Raw genomic sequence first — 19333 nt, 5'->3', positions numbered from 1 at the left:
TTATTCGTTGGCAGCAAATTCGCCGGCAACATAAAGCTCGCCTAGCGTGTAAGTTGCAAGCCACTCACGATCATGCAATTTGTCCAGTTGCACGGGCAGCGTATTCTCGTCGCGATTTTCCAAGCGTTCGAGAACTGAAATACACTCGGGTTCGGCACGAAACTCGTCGAGCAACACAGGCGAATGGGTCGTCAGCACAATTGATACGTCACGCTGCTTGGCCCAAGCACGCGCCGCACGTAGAAAGCATCGAATTGCAAACGGATGCTGCGCAGTCTCCGGCTCGTCAATAGCGACGAAACCGTGACGATCCGCCGACGCAACTTCAGCCAGATGCACCATCATCATGAGGACACCATTGGCCTCCTGCCATATTGGGATTGGCATTTCGTCACCAGGACGATAAATACGCGCGGAAATCGTCTGGCCCGACTCGAAATCCATGCCATCATAAACGCTCGGAAACGCTGTTCGAAGTCCGCGATCGACGAAATCGAATCGCACTCTGTCTTCACGCCGATCACGCCAATCACGCAACATCGTCAGAACGTTCCGGCCATGGGTGTGTAGGTGACGGTTTTCGGTCGCTTTGGAACCGGATTCTCGCAACCCACGAATGTCTGGATCGTAAAAGACCTGAATGCGCCGAACCACCTCTGCAACGCATTCGATTTCTTGATCGTCCGGATAGTTGTCGGAACTCCATCGCAGCGCAAGCTGCCTTGCGGCGGATACCCCAAGCTCTTTTCGCTCACCCCGATAAAAGAAATTTCCAAGCGCATCGCGCAACACGATGGTCTCATCACGCCGAGCAAGACGTTCCTCGGATACGTAATCCACAGTCGCACCACGTGGCACGAGCCGAACGCGCCAAGACAAGTCTGCCACATCAATCCCGATCTCTATCGGTTCATCGCTGGCAGCCTCGTGGTTTCGCAGGTTGTGACTGCCACCAATGGCCGAGATGGCTTCTGGTAAACCTCGATCGAATGCTGCTCGAAGCACCTTGAGCAGCAGAAGAGTCGTTGTCTTGCCGCTCCCGTTGGCACCGCTCAGGACAGAAACACCTGGACGAAGAGGCCAGCAGAAATGACGCAAGACCCGGAAATTTGTGGCGTGTAGCGTGAACATGGTCTCTTCGTGATGCAAGATTCGGGTCTTGTAAGAAGCGGCAGAACGTTACCATAGACTACCCCGGACCCCAGAAAAAGCGACCCCTATTTCTCGACCAAAGACCGGGATACCTTCACGGTGCTTGCAACTCTTACACGGGTAAACAGTTCGCTAATACTCCGCCAAACCAATTCATTTTCCAACGGACACCATTCCCCTGCACGGCCAACCACCAACTCCCCTGTTTTCCCTCCCCACCCGCCACGCACGCTTCGTTCGCCACCTCTCGCATCCTCCCTTCACCCGCGCTAAACCCCCTGCGTCATGCGCATTCGCCCCCTCGCTCACGCAGCGCGTTTCGTCCTCGCCGCGGCATTCGCCCTCGCCGTCGGCGCTTGCGGCTCGTCCGCGCCAAAACCGCCCGCGACACCCATCGAAATGCTCCGCGCTGGTGCAACGCAACAGCAAGACGGCGAAGCCCTCGGACGATGGCTGCTCGGCGAGCTGCTCGTGCCAGGCGGGGAAGCAAAACGCGCAGAAGAGGCCCGCACCGCGCTCGAAAAAGCAGCGAACAACAAGGGCCTCTACGCATCGCTCGCGAAAGGCTTCGACAACGATTCGCGCGGGCGCTTTCGAGCCGCAGCGCTCGCGTACCTCGATGCCATCGACGCCGCGCGCACGACCGATCACCCGGATGCGCCCATGGTCGCGTGGTTTGCCGCGAACAACCTGCTGCGCCTTCGTTCCAGTGTGACAAACCTCTGGGACACCGCTCGTCCCACCGTGGAAAAGTCGCTCGATCAGCCAGGATTCATCGGTTGGCGCGCGCGCGGCGCCCTGGCCGAATGGTGGAGCGCCGATGGGCTGCGCAAAGAACCGCCCACACCTGGAAAAGACTCGCAAGACCGCATCGCCGAACGGTTCGGATGCGTCACGAAGGCGCGCCTCGCAGGGCCCTTCGGCAACATGAGCGCCAGCGATCACCGCGAGCATTACGACGCGGAAAAACCAGGACCTTGGCCCCGCGTCTTCGCAAAAAGCCCGCGCCGATCGACGCCTCCACGCGTGCTGTCGACCGAACGAACCGGCTGCCACTTCAGCCCCGCCGATCCCACCGAAGGCGGCATCTTCTACACCGAAACGTTCCTCGATCTGCCCGCCGAACGCGAAGTCGTCATCGCCGTACAAGCCGTGCTCGCCCTCTTCGTCGACGACGTCGAGGTCCTCATGCGCGATCCCAAAGAGTGGGGCGTCTGGCCTCGCTTCGGCGTGCACATGCGCCTGTCCAAAGGCCGCCATCGCATCCTCGCACGCGTCGGCAGCACGAGCACCGCCATCCGGCTCCTGCGCCCCGACGGCCACCCGCTCGGCATCGAAACGTCGGACGATCCTGCTCCCCCGTACGTCCTGACCCCACCCACCATTCTTACGGATCCAAACGTTCTCGAACCGTTCCTGCACGCGCTCGGCGTTGCCCCAGCCCCGCGCGCGGTTCGTCCCGCCGCACCTCGCGATACGAACGATCCCATCTCGCGATTCCTCGCAGCGTGGCTCGCCCACGTCGACGGCCAAGACGACGTGGCCTCCGTGCTGCTCGAACCGCTCGTGAAAGACCCCGCTCGAGCAACCGGATCGGCCCTCGCCGCTCAAGCCGTGTTTGTCGAGAAAGACCCGGTCTTCGTGCCGAACGACGCGCGCGACCTCGTCAAAGACATCCGCGCACGCGCTTCCGCCAAAGATCCCGAGCTTTGGTGGCCTCGCTTGTGGCTTGCCTTCGATGAAGTGGACAAACTCGGTCCCACGGAAGCTGCGACGAAAATCGCGCAGCTCGCGGATCACTTCCGCGAAGTTCCGGACATCCTGAAAGCGTTGGGACAACTGTACGCGCGCATCGGATGGAACGTGGAGCATGCGCGCACGGTGCGAGAAACCGCGGCGCGATTTCCGGACGATGTCGAAGCGCTCCGAGCGCTGCTCAACCTGCACGATGACCGCGGCGACGTGGCCGAAGCGGACAAGGTCGCAGCGCGCATCACCGAGCTCGATCCGGACGCGGAAATCGCGCTCGACCGCGCGCTCGAAAGGCGTGACTTCGGCGCGGCGATTCGCGAGCTCGAGACGATTGGCAAGACGCGCAAAGATCGCAAAGACATCGCTGCACGCATCTCGTACTTGCTCACGCGAGCGGGCGCGCAGCGTGAATCGCTCGAAGGCCTGGAACGCGCCGTGCGCAAGGATCCGACGAGTGCATCGGCACGCATGGCGCTCGCCGATGCGCGCATGGCGCGGGGCGATCGAGGCGCTCTGCGCACGGCGCTCATCGAAGCGATTCAAACGGGCGCAGACACGGACGCGCTGCGTGATGCGATCGAGCTGGTCGAAGGCACGACGGAGCTCACGCCGTATCGCATCGACGGCAAGAAGGTGATCACGGAGTTCGAAGCGTCGGGAACGACGATGCCGGGAACGGCTGCGCGCGTGCTCGATTATTCGGCGCTTTGGGTGCATGGCGATGGTTCGGCGCGCATGCTGGAGCACGAGATCATCCGCATTCAGTCGCGCGAAGGCATCGAAGAACACGCCGAGCAACGTTTGCCCCGGGGGCTGATTCTACGCCTGCGAACGATCAAGAAAGACGGCCGAGTGCTCGAGCCGGAGTTTGTCGAAGGCAAACCCACGGTCACGATGCCGCACCTCGAAGAAGGCGACTTCATCGAGACGGAGACTTTGTACACGCTGCGTGGTGATGGCCAAGGCGGGCGAACATTCGAAGGGCCGAGGTGGTTTTTCCGGGAAGAAAAGATTCCGTACTACCGCAGCGAATTCGTCGTCATTTCGCCGAAAAACCGGCCGATGGACGTCGAATCGTCCGGCAACGTGCCAACGCCGGTCATCACGGAAAACGGAGCGTTCACGACGCGCCGGTTCCGTGTCGACAAGAGCCCCGCGCTTCCGCAAGAGCCTGCGAGCGCTCCGCTGCAAGAGTTCTTGCCCAACGTTCGCGTGGGCTGGGGCATCAACCTCGAAGACACCATCGCGCGGATGGTCGACGCTGCATCCGACGAAACACCGCGCGATCCGCGTCTCGTGCGCATCGCGGAGAGCATCGTCACGGGCGCCGCACCGGATGGAGAAACGACCGCGAAGAAGCCTGCATCGGTCGATGAGCAAGCACGGCGCGTCTACCGCTGGGTGCTCGCGAACGTCGAACAAGGGCGCGAAGACGACGGACGTCGCATCGTCTTGGGAAAGAGCGGAAACCGCACCGAAGCGTTCCTGTACCTCTGCCGTTTGCTGGGCATCGATGCAACCATCGGCATGGTTCGCGATCGCCTCACGGCGCCGTCTCGCGGGCCGTTCAGCGAGGCGGAATCGTTCAACGCGCTGGCCGTTCGTATCGGCACCGAACGCGGCCCGCGCTGGATGGTCGTTCGCGACAAGTTTGCCCCGTACGGATACCTCCCAAGCTCGCTGCGTGGCCAGCCCGCTGTCGTGCTCGCCAAAGGTGCGCCGCGCGAGACCACGCCGACCACGGGATCGCCCGACGGAGTGACCTACGAAGGCACTGTGGATCTGCGCAGCGACGGCTCGGCCGTGCTCGACCTCGAACAACGCTACGAAGGCAAGTTCGCGATCATGCTGCGCACGGCGCTCGAGAACCTCCCCGACGCGCAACGCGAAGAAGCAATCGAAACGCGGCTCGTGGGCCAAGCACTCCCTGGAGCCATCCTACGCAAGCTCGACGTCAAGAACCTCTCGGACCTCGATGCACCGCTCATCCTGGCGATGAACCTCGAGATGAACGACTTTGCGCGCGTCAACGGAAGCGAAATCGTCATTTCTCCGCCGTTCACGGTTCGTCTCGGCGCACTCGCTTCGCTCCCGTCACGCGAGACGCCGCTGTACATCTCCGAGCAGTCGGCCATGTTCTCCACGGTGCGTTTGCGCATCAAACTGCCCGAAGGAGCTCGGGTCACGAGCAACCTTTTGACGACGAAGAGCAACGACGGCACTCGGTTGACGCAAGTGAGTGATCGCATCGAGCAAGAGATGTTGGTCTTCGACCGCGTCGTCGGAATTCCCGCGGGTCGCATTCAGCCCGACGCGTATTCGATGTTCCAAGCTTTTGTCCGGGAAGCTGAAACGGCTCTTCGCAAGGACATCGTGATTTCGCTGCGACAACGTTAGCGTTCTCGCCTTCACATCCAACAGTGTGGTATTGCTGGATGTCCATGATGACCAGCAACCAAGAACAGTACGCTCTGACTGATGGAAGTGCGCGCAAAGGACGCATACAGAGTGCGTTGATTTCGTGCGCTTTGTTCAAGTCTGCATCTCCTACGACAGTGGAAGCAGCAACAAACGCAGCTTCGTTCGATGCCACGACGCGCGGCAAGCCCGTCGTGCAGCAAGGTTCGAGTGCCCATGCCATCGTGGTTCTCGCGCGTGGTCGGGCTCGGGTCGAGCGCTCGCTTTTGTCGAGCGACGTGTTGCCACTCGGTTATCGCGGCGCCGGTGACATGGCGGGCGAGTCGGCCTTGGTGGGCATGGAGAGCTACACGGAGAACGTCATCGCGATGGAGGATTGCGACGTCGTGCGAGTCCCAACGAGCACGGCGACGGCATTGCTTCGCGACGATCCGGCGCTGATGCAAGCGCTCGTGAGCACCGTGCTTCAGCGTCAGGCCGAGGCTGAAGAGCGGCTGACGTCGCTGCTCTTCCGTCCCGTCGAAGGGCGCGTCGTCGAGTTCCTGCTTCAAGCAATGAGCCGTTGGGGTGTGCCGGATGCGCGGGGCACCGTGATCTCCGCACCGATCACGCATCTCGAGATCGCAAAAGCGATTGGTTCGACGCGTGAAACGGTCACCGTGACGCTTGGCGTGTTGCGTCGCGAGGGACTCTTGGCGACGGCGGGCCGCAAGCTCATCGTCGTCGACCGAGACGCTCTCGCGATGCGCAAGTAACGCGGCGGCATCCCTCCAGGCGCACACGTCACGATATCATCGGACGCATGTTGCGCTCTTCAGCCTTGCCCCTTCTCTTCGCCTCCATCCTGCTCACTGGTTGCACCGGCGACGACGTGCTTCCAGCGCCCAGCGCTCCGCGCAAGTGGGAAAAACTCGCACCGCCGTCATCATCGTCACTCGGTAACGTGCGCGAGTTTGTCGTGGCACGCGGCATCATCCACAGTCATTCTCCGTATTCGCACGACGGGTGCGACGGCGAGGGTCTCGACGCCATGGGCAACCCCGATGCGACGTGCGTCGAGCACCTTCGTCGAGGCATGTGCGAAGCGGGCGAGGACTTCGTTTTCCTCACCGACCACGCGGCGAACATGGCGTATGCCGAAATGAACGAGCTTCTCTTCATTCAGCCCGGAGACGAGCCCGTAAAGGGTGCCGATGGCGCGCCGATGGCCAATTTCATTCCGTGCGCCGACGGGCGCAAAGTCATGCTCATGACGGGCAATGAAAATGACCTCATGACGGTCGGCATCGAAAAGCATTTGCCGGGCGACGCCGAGACGCGCAAAGCGATGTACGAAAGCGATGGAGCGTCGACGGTGGACGCGATGCACGATGTCGGTGCGCTCGTCTTTTTGGCGCACACCGAATCACGCTCGCCGGATTATTTGAAAACGATTCCGGTGGATGGAGTGGAAATCTTCAACATTCACGCGGCGATCGATCCGGACATTCGGAAAGACTACTTTGGATTGGATCCATATGCGGGAGCGGCTTCGATATTGCCGTTCGCGCGACAAGACGAAGACGGACCCGAGCCCGATTTGGCCCTTTTGGGATTTTTGCAAGATTTGCCGCAATATGGGCAATTATGGGATCCGATGCTCGCCGAACGGCACGTGACGGGTATTACTGGCACAGACGTACATGAAAACAGTTTTCCGGGCATCATGCGTGACGGTGAACGAGGAGACAGTTATCGCCGGCTCATGCGGTGGATATCGAACGTGATGCTCGTTTCCGGGGGCATTTCGCCGGCCACGGTCAAGGATGCGATTGCAGCGGGACGCTCGTACGTTGCATTCGAGGTGATCGGCGTCCCATCGGGATTCGATTTTCATGCGGAGGATGAGGGGAATGTGGTTGAAATGGGCGGTCAAGCCAAAAAAGGCGCGACGCTCTTCGTCCAAGCGCCTCGCGTGTGGAACCTGGATCCGGCCGTCGAAACACCGCTCATCACGACGAAGTTGCTACGCATTGCGAACGGCTCGACGACCGTCGTTGCCGAGGGTGACCAGCTTCGCATCGATTCGGCCGAAGCAGGCGTGTACCGGGTCGAAGTCCGCATTCTGCCAAATCATTTGCGGCCCTACTTGGGAGAAACGCCGGACACGTACATCCGAGAATACCCGTGGGTTTTCTCGAATGCCATCAGAATCCTTTGAGCGACTCTTCGACGGCCAGGACGAGCCCTTCCATGGTGCTCGTTTTTGCCGTGACGGCCACATCGATTCCGCGTTTACGGGCGCTCGCTGTGGTGATGTCGCCGATGCTTGCCACGAAAACTCCAGAAAGCAATTCCATTAATCGATCACCCAGCGCATCCGCGAGCGCATCCGCGGTGCTCGACGCAGACAGCAAAATCACGTCCACGCGCCGCTGTTCGAGCATTTGCACGAGCGCTGCATGTTTTTCCGGGCCTGCCTTTTTCGTTTCGTAGGCGACGACGAGCGTCACTTCGCACCCGGCTGATCGGAGTTTTTCCGGGAGCACTTCACGCGCCACACGCGCCCTGGGAAACGCGACGCGAACGGGCAATTGGGACGACAAACGTCGCTTGACGGAGTCATTTTCCAAAATGGCTTCTGCCAAGCTTTCGCCGTGGAATTCCGGAGGCACGATGTCCGCTCGGATGCCGCGTTTCGCCAAAGCTTCCATCGTGCTCGTTCCCACGGCCGCAACTTTGGCGCGGCCGAAAGCGCGCGCATCGAGTCCTTCGGATGCAATCGTATCGAAAAGGCGATCCACGCTGTTTTCGCTCGTCAAAACCACGACGTCGTAATCCCCGAGCGATTGCACCAACGCTTGCATGGGTGTAGCATCTGCGGGAGGTACGATTTCGATGGCCGGCCAATGCAACGCTTCGCCTCCGCGACGACGTATCACGTTCACGACGTCATCGGCTTGATCGCGTGGACGCAAGACGAGCACTCGTTTGCCGAAGAGCGGCATCTTATCGAACCAGCGCAAGTCGTCGCGTCGAGCTGCTGCCGCTCCGACGACGATAATGCCGGGACTGCCGACGTTTGCCGCTCGAGCATGTTCGGCAATTTCGTCGAGCCTCCCCGTGACGACGCGTTGATTCGGCCATGTGCCCCATTGAATGACGGCGGCAGGCGTTTCCGGGGCGCGTTTTCCTGGGCCAAGGAGCCCTCGCGTGACGGCATCGATGTTGTGCATGCCCATGAGCACGCAGATGGTGCCTTGGATGCTTGCCAATTCTGCAAAATCGTAGAGTTTACCCGCGCGCGTCGTTCCACTGACGAAGACGACGCTCGACGCATGCTCTCGGTGCGTCAAGGAAAACCCCGCGTAGGCCGTTGCACCGAGCGGCGAACACACGCCGGGGACGACTTCGAAGGGAATGCCGGCCTTTGCGAGCGCTTCGGCTTCCTCCGACCCGCGGCCAAAAAGAAAAGGATCGCCACCTTTCAGGCGCACGACGCGTTTGCCTGCGCGCGCCAATGCCACGAGCTCTTCTTCAATGGCGATTTGTTTGGCTTGTTTCGACGACCGGTCGGCACCTCGTTTGCCGACGAATCGCACGTCGGCATCGGGTTTGGCATGGTCGAGCAGCGCGGGGTGAACGAGCTCGTCGTGAAGAATCACGTCTGCCGTAGCGATGAGCTCCGCGCCGCGCAGAGTAAGGAGGCCCGGATCGCCGGGACCGCCGCCCACGAGGTAGACGATGCCGAGATGTGTTGGAGTATTGGAAGAAGCAGTCACGAGCGGATGATGGTGATGGAATCGATGAGGTCGCGCGTCAACGTTGGTCTTTCGTCGCCACGAGCCACGCCGCAAGCTCTGCGGGGGACCACTGCATCACGATGGTGGCCAACTGATCTGCCGCTACTTCGCGCACGCGCTTGCCGAGCACCGCCAACTCGCTCCTCGTCAGTTCGCGACCGAGGCGCATCTCTAGTTGCGGACGCAAGATCTCGCGGCGCGTCTCGCGTTGCGTTTCACGACGCGTCTCGCGGCGCGTCTCGCGGCGCGCGACTTCCACGGCAGCTTCCACCAACTTCCGGTCGCGTTGTTGCAGCCATTCACCCATGACAAACTCCTGTTCTTCTTCGGAAAGGGTTGCCGGATCCGCCTTCTTCAGATCCGAGTATAATCTGATCAGCCATTCATCCGCCACCTGATGTTCGACCGCGTCTGCTTCGAGCTCTTTCAGCTCGGCCATCGCGGCGAGGCGATCTGCCGACCGACCAAGCAAGCGAAGCAGCAGGGTTTCGCGTATCCGCGGAAGCTCGGAGATGACCACGACGAACACCGGGAACCCTTGATCCAACAATCGATACGATCCTCCGTGTCCATCAGGCACGGGCTCCAGCAAAAACTCAGCAAACACGGCCTCAGGCAACCCCGCACACAGATGCCACAACGCCGGTAGCTCCCACACGCGTTTGTCTCGCAATTCGAGCGTATGGTGCCAATCGTACAGTTTGCGCATACCCCCGTGAAACCCGCGCACGCTCAAAGCATCGCTCCAAAGCTCGATCACGGCCGGCGCCTCGGCAATCGCTGCCACTGTGCCCTTCATGCTCCGCAAAGCGCCGAGACGCGCCGCGTCTGGGACAAACCATACATCAATGCGTTGCGCGTCCGCCGGCGGCACTTCTTCTTCCGTCCGCGCGTCTCCCCCGAGCGATAGCAGCTCGCGCAAAACATTCTTGCCAAACTGATCAGACCTATTGCGAAGCATGCGTCACAAATCGGTACGCCCGAATAACCTGTTTGTCAAAACAAATGTTTGTCTCGTATCACCCATGGTTCGTCTCAGAAATACGTATCGGTTCGTCATGCCGAACCTGGATAACGCATGGACCATGGCGATGGCGCCATACCATCCTGCCGTTCGCCCACCCACTCGATTACCAATCGTCCACTTGTGCGCAATTTTTCAGCGTGCACAAAGCGGTGTCACATCGCTGATACGAACTTGACACACTGCATTCATCGCATAGATTCCCGTCGCTTCAGTTCTTCTAGAGGGGCCCGCGTCGATGCGATCGATCAAGTTGCTTGCCGAAGCTAAGTTTGCTGCCGTCGGGAATTCCGATCGCTGGTACGTGTCGGATGGGGCGACGGCGGTTGGCCCGGTGGCGCTCGAACTGCTCGCGCGTGGCATCGAAGAAGGCCGAGTGCCGCTCGAAAGCTACGTCAGGCACGAAGCATGGCGCGTTTGGCGACCCCTGTCGGAAGTCGCGCTCGTCAACTTTCCACCCGCCGCAGATTCGGCAGCTCCCACACCACCCTATCACGGCCCCATGCCGGAAATGTACGACGCTACCGACGACGTCACGCTTCCCGGAAGGCCGCTTTTGCCGGAAGAACTGCACCCATCCGATGCGCTCGAAGGTGCGGCGGACATGCATGACGCATTGCACCTTCTGCTCAACGCCGCAGTGCTCCATCTGGTTGTCGACGTTGCCCTTTTGCATGTGGTAGGCGATCAAGGCGCCGTCGTTCAATACGCTCACGGACCTTTTTCTCGCAGCATGATTGGCACGCAAACGAGTTTTACCGATCCCGTCATGGCCCTCGCGCGCGCAGGAACCGTCATCGTCGCCGAACCTGCTCCAGGACCCGCCGGCCAAGCCCTCGTCCAGCGTCTCTCGCAGCTCGGCGTCCAGTGCGAAGCAGCCACGATGCACCCGATCATCGTCGGCGGCCGCCTCCTCGCCGTGCTCGAAGTCGGACGCAAAGGGCCACAACTCAAAGCAAGCGAGCTCGTCCTCATCGAGCGGCTCGTCGACACATTCGTGTCACGAACCGACGCGGGCGCCTGGCATTGAAGCTCCGCACCAGGAAAAACCAGTCGAGCTTGCAGTCCAATACCACAGGTGTGCGCGTGGCGGACGGCGAGCATTGAAACGACGGTTGTCACGCCAGGCGACCTGGAATAACGTTCCACCCTAGGCCGCATGTTGGAGCCATCGACGCAGAATGAGCAGCCCGCGCACGTGCGGCATTACGGCCCACATGTCGTCTGGATCGAGCCGCCGGATATCTTTGGGATTCGTTTCATGGGGCCCTTAACGGCCGAACAGCTCCGCGGCATCTTGGCATGGCAGGACGAATTCGGTCATGGGAAGTCTCCGCTTTTCGTCATCTGTGATCTTTCACGTATTGGAAGCACGAACGACGAAACTCGCAAATGCCTGCACGAGCGCAGCGGGAAAGACAACGCCACCGTCAGCGTCTGTTATGGCATGAGCTTCGCCATCCGCATTCTGGTGGAAATGATCGACCGAGCCCGACGCTATTTGGGCCGGGACCCTCACAGCGAATTGATCATGGTCGCCAATGAAGCGGAAGCGCGCGCGTACATCGAAAAGCGGCGCGGGAGAAATTTGCCCGCGCAACGTTGAATCGGCGCTCTCCAAACGGAACGCTCGCCCCGCAGCAGCTCCACGACAAATTCATGAGCTTGTTTCATGACTTGCAACATCGTCGCACGTCGCAGTCCCGAGGCGCTTGAAAACACTCTTTGACCCGGCCCGACGCCGAAATACATCCGCCAATGTTTTGGATGCATTGAGCGAAAATGGTGCTACGAGGAAAACCGTCTTGCCTTCATTCCTCCACTTTCTAAAACGAACCCCTCGGAGGCATCAGGAAGCGGCTCATGTGGCTCGTCATCACTGCGCTCAAGCGCCCCTACACCTTCATCGTGATGTCGATGCTCATCGTCCTCATGGGGGTGTTCACGATCCGAAGGATGCCGACGGACATCTTTCCCGAAATCGACATCCCGGTCATCTCCGTCATCTTCAATTACGGCGGCTTGCCACCGGAAGAGATGGAAAAGCGCGTCGTCAACAATTACGAGCGCTTTCTCACGACGGTCGTCAACGATATCGAGCACGTCGAAAGCCAAGCATTGACGGGCATCGCAATCGTCAAGGTGTTTCTTCAGCCGGGCGCGAGCATCGAGGCCGCGACAGCGCAAATCACCGCTGCTTCCCAAAGCGCAATCCGCCAAATGCCCCCCGGCATGACCCCGCCGCTCATCATCCGATACAGCGCCTCCAACGTGCCCATCATGCAAGTCGCGCTGGAGAGCGAATCTTTGAGCGAACAGCAGCTCTTCGATTACGGCGTCAACTTCATTCGCGCCGACATCGCCACCATCAAAGGCACGCAGATTCCCTGGCCCTATGGCGGCAAACAGCGCCAAATCATGGTCGACATCGACCCGGCACGCCTCTACGCCTGGGGGCTTTCGCCGCGTGACGTGAGCGCCGCCATCGGCCTGCAAAACGTCATCCTTCCATCGGGAACCGCGAAAATTGGGGAAAACGAATACCCCGTGCTGCTGAACTCGAGCCCCGCTGCGCTCGAAGAGCTTGGCGCACTGCCGCTCAAAACCGTCGACGGCAAAACGATCTTCGTCCGCGACGTCGCGAACATCCGCGACGGCAACTTGCCCCAACAAAGCATGGTCCACGTGGGCGGCCAGCGCAGCGTGCTGATGACCATTCTGAAAAACGGCAACGCAAGCACGCTCGATGTCGCCTCGCGCATTCGCAACATGCTGCCCGCCACCATGGAAAAGCTGCCCAAGGAGATTCGGGCCACGCTTCTTTTCGATCAATCGCTCTTCGTCCGCGCTGCCGTCGATGGCGTCGTCCACGAAGCCATCATCGCGGCCGCGCTGACGGCGCTCATGATCCTGCTCTTTCTCGGGAGCTGGCGCAGCACGCTCATCGTCGTGCTCAGCATTCCGCTCTCCATCCTCGTCTCCATCATCATCCTCGACGCCCTCGGCCACACGCTCAACACCATGACCCTCGGCGGCATGGCCCTCGCCGTCGGCATCCTCGTCGACGACGCGACCGTCGCCATCGAAAACATCCACCGAAACCTCGGCCAAAAGAAGACCTTCATCCGCGCCATCGTCGACGGCGCGCAAGAGATCGCCATCCCCGCGTTCGTCTCGACGCTGTGCATCTGCATCGTGTTCGTCCCGGTCGCGTTCATCACGGGCGCCGCGAAGTCCCTCTTCATCCCGCTCGCGCTCGCGGTCGTCTTCGCGATGCTCATGTCGTACGTGCTTTCGCGAACGCTCGTTCCAACGCTCGTGCGCCTCATGCTCGAACGCGAAGCGCATGAGCACGCGTCGAGCTCGCATCATGCGCCGAAGGGTTTTTTCGGCCGCATCTTCGACGCGTTCAACCGACGCTTCGATCGGCTGCGCACGTCCTACGGGCGCCTTCTCGCCTACGCGCTCGCGCATCGAGCTCCGTTCGTCGCCGCGTTCCTCGTCTTCGTCGCCGCATCCGTCGCGCTCTTCCCGCTCATCGGCCGCGACTTCTTCCCGCGCGTCGACGCGGGCCTCATCAAGCTTCACGTCCGCGGCGCGCCCGGAACGCGCCTCGAGGAAACCGAGCACCGCATCGCTCGCATCGAAGACACCATTCGCGAAGTCATCCCGCCGCGCGAAATCGAGACGATGATCGACAACTTGGGCATCCCGTCGAGCGGCATCAACTTGTCGCTCAGCGAAGGCGCGCTCATTTCTTCGGCCGATGGGCAGATCCTGATCTCGCTGAAGAAAGGCCATCAGCCCACGGAAGAGTACGTCCAGAAGCTCCGCGCCAAACTCAACACGTCGTATCCCGAGTCGACGTTCTTCTTTCTCGCGCCGGACATCACGACGCAGGTGTTGAACTTTGGTTTACCCGCGCCGATCAACGTTCGCGTGGTCGGACCGATTGGCAAAGATGAAGAAACGTATGCAATCGCTGAGCAGATTGCGGCAAAGATGAAGAAAATCCCGGGCGCGGTCGATGTGCACCTCGCGCAAGTCGTCAAGCGTCCGCAGCTTCGGATTGAAGTCGATCGCACCATGGCGGATCAAATGGGGCTTTCTCAGCGCGACGTCGCAAGTGATCTTTTGGTCTCGCTATCGTCGAGCGGCGTTGTTTCACCGAGTTACTGGCTCGACAAACGAGGTGTGCAATACCTCGTGGCGGTGCAGACGCCTCAATATGCGATGAGCTCGGTCGATGCGCTCAATGCGACGCCGCTTTCGACGCGTGATGGCGGGCTGCAACTGCTCTCGAACGTCGCGCAAGTCTCGCGCGGTGTCGGACCGGTCAACATCACGCACTACAACGTCGCGCGAACGTACGACGTGCAGGCGAACGTCGAGCGGACCGATCTGGGTTCGGTGTCGAGCGCCGTTACGCGTATGGTCGATGGAATGAAGCCGGACTTGCCGCGCGGCACGAAGGTCAGCGTCACGGGGCAAGTCGACAGCATGGAATCGTCGTTTCGAGGTCTTGGGTATGGGCTGCTTTTCGCGGTGGTTCTCGTGTATTTGCTGATGGTCGTGAATTTCCAATCGTGGCTCGATCCATTCGTCATCCTGATGGCACTTCCGGGCGCCATTGCAGGAATTGCGTGGATGCTCTTTTTGACGCACACGACATTGAGTGTTCCGGCGTTGATGGGAGCGATCATGTGTGTTGGAGTTGCCACGGCGAACAGCATTCTCGTGGTAACGTTTGCCAATGATCAGCGAAAGCTTGGTCGAGACGCTCCGACGGCGGCGCTTGCGGCTGGTATGACGCGTCTTCGTCCGGTATTGATGACGGCGCTCGCGATGATCATTGGCATGTTGCCCATGTCGCTGGGAATTGGTGAAGGCGGCGAGCAAAACGCGCCGCTGGGTCGTGCGGTCATTGGTGGCTTGATTCTGGCCACGGTGACGACGCTCTTTTTCGTGCCGGTGATGTACAGCATTCTTCGCAACAAGGCGCCCAAGACTGATCCGCTGACGGAGTCGTTATGAGCTCTCTCGATTCTCCTTCGAACCGCGAGTCCCCTGCCCCTCCGAAGGCCGATGATCTCGGTTTTGACTTGCCGCAGCCCGCGTCGCTTTCGCGGGCGCAGGTCATTGCAGCGTGCACGGTCATTGCCGTGGTGCTCGGGGGTGTTTTCGCATTGACGTATTTGCCTCGGCGCAATGCTCGCGCGGCGCTCGAAGCGGAAGTCAAGTCGACCGAAAGGGCGGCGCCTCGGGTGGAGGTCATCACGCCGAAGGTGACATCGAGTGATCGATCGTTGGTTTTACCGGGCAGCATTCGGCCGCTCGAGGAGACGGTGATTTATCCGCGGGTGAGTGGATATGTGCGCAAGTGGAATGTCGATATTGGCGACAAGGTCGAGGAGGGGCAGGTTCTTGCGGAAATCGACACGCCCGAGCTCGATCAGGAGCTGACGCGAGCGAGTGCGGAGCTTGCGCAGGCCAAGGCGAATTTGTTGCGGGCCGAGGCGAGCCGTGATTTGTCGAAGGCGAATTTGGACCGCGCCGAGAAGTTATTGCCAGCGGGAGTGGCATCGCAGCAGGAATTCGATCAGCGGAGCGGGCAAGCGCGGATCGACGCGGCGGGCGTGACGGTGGCGAAGGCGACGGTGACATCGGCTGCGGCGAACATACAGCGGCTTCGGGAATTGAAGAGTTTTACCAAAATCGTGGCGCCCTTTGCGGGGACGGTGGTATCTCGCACGATCGAGCGAGGGGCATTGGTTGCGGCGGGCAATGGGACGCCTTTGTTTCGCATTGCGGCGACGGATCCGGTGCGGGTTTACGTGGGTATTCCGCAGGATGTTGCGCCGAGCATCAAGGCGGGTGAAAAAGCGACGATTACGGTGCGTGAATTTGCGGGACAATCGTTCGAGGGGACGATAGCGCGCACGGCAGGGGCGCTCGACATGGCGACGCGGACGATGAACACGGAGGTGCGCGTGCCGAATCCGGACAACAAGTTATTGGCGGGCATGTACGCCGAGGTATCGCTGACGTTGCCATTGCCGCACCGGGTGCTCGAGGTGCCTGCGACGACGTTATACAACGATTCGAAGGGATTGCGCGTGGCCGTTGTGGATGCGGACAGCAAGATTCGTTTTGCGCCGATTACGATCGAGCGAGACGCGGGCACGACGATATTGGTATCGACGGGGCTGGAAGGGACCGAGCGGGTGGTGAAGCTTGCGAGTGTGCAGCTTGGCGAGGGCGCGCAGGTGAATGTGGTGGGGCAGTGAGGGCACGTCACACCGAGTTTTCGATGCAATGCAGGCGACGTCGTGACGCATGCGCCGGTGCGGGCGCTATCGCGCCGGGCGCAATTCGATTCGGGTCAGGCAGGTCGTCTTCGCGTTTGGTTCGCAGCGGCCGAGAACTGCCGCACTGTCGCCGGCAATGACCGCAGCATACGCGGATAGCGGGTTTCCCAGCACCGTCTCGGCAGGTGCGTGCTCCCAATCATCATTGCGAAAGCGTTGCTGAAAGACTGGCACGAGCTCGACCCCTGCGGCCCCGAGCAATCCAACGTAAACCCCGCGATGCAAATGGGGGTCGACGCCGGTGTGGATGACGTCGAGCACGGCAGCCGGGCGAGTGCGAACCAAGCCCACGCCAACCACGCGCGCGGTGAGAACCGGCCCCTCAATGAATTGCACGGCCTGATTCCCGCCAGCGCGCAACGCAAAAGGTTGAATGGCATAACTCGGACGTGCAATGCGATGGCCATCGACCATCACGTCATCACCTGTCTCGCCAAACCCGACCAGTTCGCCTTTCGAATCGGAAACCGCCCCTGCGATGGTACCCAAGTCGCCTGTGCCAAGGGGTTTTTCGATTTCGTATTTATGGATGACGCCGCCCGTCGCCGGATCGAGTGTCCAGAGGCCGAGCCGAGCGTTGGCACGAACGGACAATACGAGGCGCTCTTGCCAGGCGAACACCTTGTGGACTTCGATGGCCGGAATATGCTGTGTCCAATGCACTTCGCCATGGGGGCTCACACGGCGCACTTCGGCGTGACCAAATAGCTCGTCCTTCCCCGTGAACGATGCGGCCATGATGAGATCGCCGCTCTCGAGCGCGCCCATGACCACCTCGCGAGGCTCATTGGGCAGAGCTTCCACCGCGAGCGGCTGCCCAGCCCCGGACAAACGCACGAGCGCAGTGATGTGTGGATAGTCCAACGCGTCGCCTGATCGCGGAGCGCGCGGTGCCACCGTGCGGCCCGCGACGGTAAGTGGCTCATCGGTTCGAACGGCGAGGTGAATGCCGTTTTTCGAGGCTATGAGATCCTTGACCTCTTCATCCCCCGCGCCTCCTATTCGCGTGACCCACTGGACAGCGCCCGCCTCGGAAACGCCCACTACGAGAATATCGTCCTCACCGGCGCTCGAATGCTTCAAAGATGAATCCGGCGCTTCGATCGCCACGGTTGCGGAGAACGAAAGGGCCACGGCATAGCCTCCTCCGGGCAGCGCGGCGATTTGGCGTGGTGAAGTGCGGCCGAGCTCTTGGCGCCAGCTTTCTGCCGCTTCAAGCTTTACTTCGTCCGAATTCGGCTCGAGCGATCCTTGCGCTGCGGAGCCCGAGGGAGCTTCAGGGGCCGCCCCGGCAGCTCGCATAGGAGGGGCGCCGGATTGCCTCGACTTGCCGCAAGCGATGGGAGCTGCGAGCAGAAAGGCTGCGACGAGGGCCACGCGTCGAGTCATTGGCGAGAAGCCGGAAGTCATCGAGCTCTTTTTGGACGAGATCGATGCTCTTTTGCAAGGTAAAAGTGACCCTCGGTAACAACGTCTATGGAACCATGGATGGCGCATAGAACGTGAACGATTGCGCGTTACACTCGAGGTTCGAGGCATCTTCTTGTGCGCCTCACCCGACCGGTTGTTCCTCCCCTGCATTCGACTTGGTGTATTGCCGCGCGTAGAGCGATGGCAAAAACGAATCCACTTTTCGCCGTCCCCATATCTCGACGCCTGCTTTGTATAGATCGTCGTAGCGTCGATTCAATTCGGTCCACAATTGATCCCGCACCAGAGCTTCGGCGGAGCGAACCGTCTTGTCGGGCTTGGCGCCTTTGGGGAGCAATTGCGCCAGGAGCCAATTGCCATCGTCGGCGAGTTTTGCCAGATAGGCTTCGCTGAAGGGGTGCTTGTTTTGCCATGCCGCCGCATTTTCGCGAAACAGCGCCACGATGGCGACGGCATCTTGGGCTTCGTCGACCTGGCCCTTGTCCGCGCGAATGTTGCGCACTCGGTCCGGCGAAACCATTCCCAATTCGGCGAAAATCTCGAGCTGCCGGAGGGCAAGCTGCCGGGCCGGACGAAGGTCCGCTTGGCGTGCGCGAATTTCTTGGGGACTTGCCGGCACGAATACGCGTCCTGCCGCAAACGACAAAGCGAGGGCGAGGGGCGGTATTTCAATGAGCTTTGGAATCGACACCATCGGCAATGCTTGCTCGATTTTCGCCCAATGCGGCGACACGGCATCCACTGCTCGTCGGGCATTGACTCGAACAATCTCGGGATCGGCATTCCATGCGTCGAGCTCGGTTTCTGGAATGGCCGCGACGAGCGGCGCGAAATGCTGAAATGCCAGCTCGGCATCGGTCGTTTCGAAAGGCGGTTGGTTGGGCATTGAATCAACCTCGTGCTTGGTGGTTGTGAGCTGCCGCGAGAACGGAACCCACAGTACCAGCCAACTGGCCTGGACCTCAAGTGGTAAATGTGGGGTCAGCAGCAGTTGGAGGTTCCACGGGAGGTTGGTTCACCCACGCTCACCCCCTCGCATAGGCTCCCCATCGCTTGATCAAGCGACGCCCGAGGCCTCGGATGCATGGGGCGTCACTGGATCAAGCGATGCCCGAGGGGCCACGGAGGGGTGACCGTCGCTCGAGCAAGCGGCCCCCGAGGCTCCGAATGCATGCGGCGTCACTGGATCAAGCGACGCCCGAGGTGTCGGAGCCCACCTTGGGCAATGCGCGGGGGGCGGGGGGCGTCACTGATCCAGCGACGCCCAGGAGAGGGATGACGGCGGGGGCAAGGGGTGGGGTTGCCGGTGCGTTGCAGATGGCAAGCCGCGGGCGGCAGCAAGCACAGGTTGGCGAGGGTGTCAAGTGGGAGATCGGGGTATGGCGCATCTGTTGCGTCGGCTCCAC

12 protein-coding genes are annotated in these 19333 nt (G+C 60.8%); 7 read left to right on the top strand and 5 right to left on the bottom strand.

Annotated elements, in window-relative coordinates; all coding sequences use genetic code 11:
• A complete protein-coding gene (locus IPM54_24430) occupies positions 1-1131 on the bottom strand; it encodes an AAA family ATPase (protein MBK9262938.1) in 1131 nt (376 codons plus the stop codon).
• A 306-nt stretch (positions 1132-1437) separates the two neighbouring features.
• Here IPM54_24430 and IPM54_24425 point away from each other — a divergent pair, with 306 nt between their 5' ends.
• The 3 genes from IPM54_24425 (at position 1438) to IPM54_24415 (ending at position 7522) form a co-directional block, all read left to right on the top strand.
• Positions 1438-5301, top strand: a complete 3864-nt coding sequence (locus IPM54_24425) for a hypothetical protein (protein MBK9262937.1) — start codon at positions 1438-1440, stop codon at positions 5299-5301.
• Positions 5302-5516: 215 nt separating this feature from the next.
• Complete coding sequence (locus IPM54_24420) at positions 5517-6077, top strand: Crp/Fnr family transcriptional regulator (protein MBK9262936.1); 561 nt, start codon at positions 5517-5519, stop codon at positions 6075-6077.
• A gap of 47 nt (positions 6078-6124) precedes the next feature.
• On the top strand, positions 6125-7522 hold the full coding sequence (locus tag IPM54_24415) for a hypothetical protein (protein ID MBK9262935.1): 1398 nt from the start codon (positions 6125-6127) through the stop codon (positions 7520-7522).
• Here IPM54_24415 and cobA read toward each other — a convergent pair.
• Both cobA and IPM54_24405 read right to left on the bottom strand, forming a co-directional pair.
• A complete protein-coding gene (gene cobA / locus IPM54_24410; GenBank protein MBK9262934.1) occupies positions 7509-9083 on the bottom strand; it encodes a uroporphyrinogen-III C-methyltransferase in 1575 nt (524 codons plus the stop codon). The two genes, IPM54_24415 and cobA, sit on opposite strands and share 14 nt — an antisense overlap.
• Before the next feature lie 37 nt (positions 9084-9120).
• The gene (locus IPM54_24405; protein ID MBK9262933.1) at positions 9121-10065 is read right to left on the bottom strand and encodes a hypothetical protein; all 945 of its coding nucleotides are present in this window, start codon (positions 10063-10065) and stop codon (positions 9121-9123) included.
• A 301-nt stretch (positions 10066-10366) separates the two neighbouring features.
• On the opposite strand from IPM54_24405, the gene IPM54_24400 reads away from it, so the two are divergent.
• The 4 genes from IPM54_24400 to IPM54_24385 all read left to right on the top strand — a co-directional run bounded on the left by IPM54_24400 (position 10367) and on the right by IPM54_24385 (position 16415).
• The gene (locus IPM54_24400; GenBank protein ID MBK9262932.1) at positions 10367-11158 is read left to right on the top strand and encodes a DUF4339 domain-containing protein; all 792 of its coding nucleotides are present in this window, start codon (positions 10367-10369) and stop codon (positions 11156-11158) included.
• 129 nt (positions 11159-11287) lie between these two features.
• Complete coding sequence (locus IPM54_24395; GenBank protein ID MBK9262931.1) at positions 11288-11734, top strand: hypothetical protein; 447 nt, start codon at positions 11288-11290, stop codon at positions 11732-11734.
• Between the two features lie 257 nt (positions 11735-11991).
• Positions 11992-15162 carry an efflux RND transporter permease subunit gene (locus tag IPM54_24390; protein ID MBK9262930.1) on the top strand — a complete coding sequence of 1057 codons (3171 nt, stop codon included), beginning with the start codon at positions 11992-11994 and terminating at the stop codon, positions 15160-15162.
• Positions 15159-16415, top strand: a complete 1257-nt coding sequence (locus IPM54_24385) for an efflux RND transporter periplasmic adaptor subunit (GenBank protein MBK9262929.1) — start codon at positions 15159-15161, stop codon at positions 16413-16415. The genes IPM54_24390 and IPM54_24385 overlap by 4 nt, the downstream gene beginning before the upstream one ends.
• Positions 16416-16481: 66 nt before the next feature.
• Here the strand turns inward: IPM54_24385 and IPM54_24380 are convergent, their stop codons facing one another.
• Both IPM54_24380 and IPM54_24375 read right to left on the bottom strand, forming a co-directional pair.
• Complete coding sequence (locus IPM54_24380; protein ID MBK9262928.1) at positions 16482-17885, bottom strand: hypothetical protein; 1404 nt, start codon at positions 17883-17885, stop codon at positions 16482-16484.
• 163 nt (positions 17886-18048) lie between these two features.
• On the bottom strand, positions 18049-18813 hold the full coding sequence (locus IPM54_24375; GenBank protein MBK9262927.1) for a hypothetical protein: 765 nt from the start codon (positions 18811-18813) through the stop codon (positions 18049-18051).
• Between the last annotated feature and the right edge of the window lie 520 nt (positions 18814-19333).

Source organism: Polyangiaceae bacterium (assembly GCA_016715885.1).
Lineage (GTDB): Bacteria > Myxococcota_A > Polyangia > Polyangiales > Polyangiaceae > Polyangium.
Note: the sequence above shows the minus strand (reverse complement) of the source record. Positions and strands in the feature narration are given on the sequence as shown.

Bases quoted from the DNA above. Each gene is read 5' to 3' on its own strand.
- IPM54_24425 (MBK9262937.1), top strand. From the start codon at position 1,438: ATGCGCATTCGCCCCCTCGCTCACGCAGCGCGTTTCGTCCTCGCCGCG.
- IPM54_24405 (MBK9262933.1), bottom strand. From the start codon at position 10,065: ATGCTTCGCAATAGGTCTGATCAGTTTGGCAAGAATGTTTTGCGCGAG.
- IPM54_24400 (MBK9262932.1), top strand. From the start codon at position 10,367: ATGCGATCGATCAAGTTGCTTGCCGAAGCTAAGTTTGCTGCCGTCGGG.
- IPM54_24415 (MBK9262935.1), top strand. From the start codon at position 6,125: ATGTTGCGCTCTTCAGCCTTGCCCCTTCTCTTCGCCTCCATCCTGCTC.
- IPM54_24390 (MBK9262930.1), top strand. From the start codon at position 11,992: ATGTGGCTCGTCATCACTGCGCTCAAGCGCCCCTACACCTTCATCGTG.
- IPM54_24385 (MBK9262929.1), top strand. From the start codon at position 15,159: ATGAGCTCTCTCGATTCTCCTTCGAACCGCGAGTCCCCTGCCCCTCCG.
- IPM54_24430 (MBK9262938.1), bottom strand. From the start codon at position 1,131: ATGTTCACGCTACACGCCACAAATTTCCGGGTCTTGCGTCATTTCTGC.
- IPM54_24395 (MBK9262931.1), top strand. From the start codon at position 11,288: ATGTTGGAGCCATCGACGCAGAATGAGCAGCCCGCGCACGTGCGGCAT.
- IPM54_24375 (MBK9262927.1), bottom strand. From the start codon at position 18,813: ATGCCCAACCAACCGCCTTTCGAAACGACCGATGCCGAGCTGGCATTT.
- IPM54_24380 (MBK9262928.1), bottom strand. From the start codon at position 17,885: ATGACTCGACGCGTGGCCCTCGTCGCAGCCTTTCTGCTCGCAGCTCCC.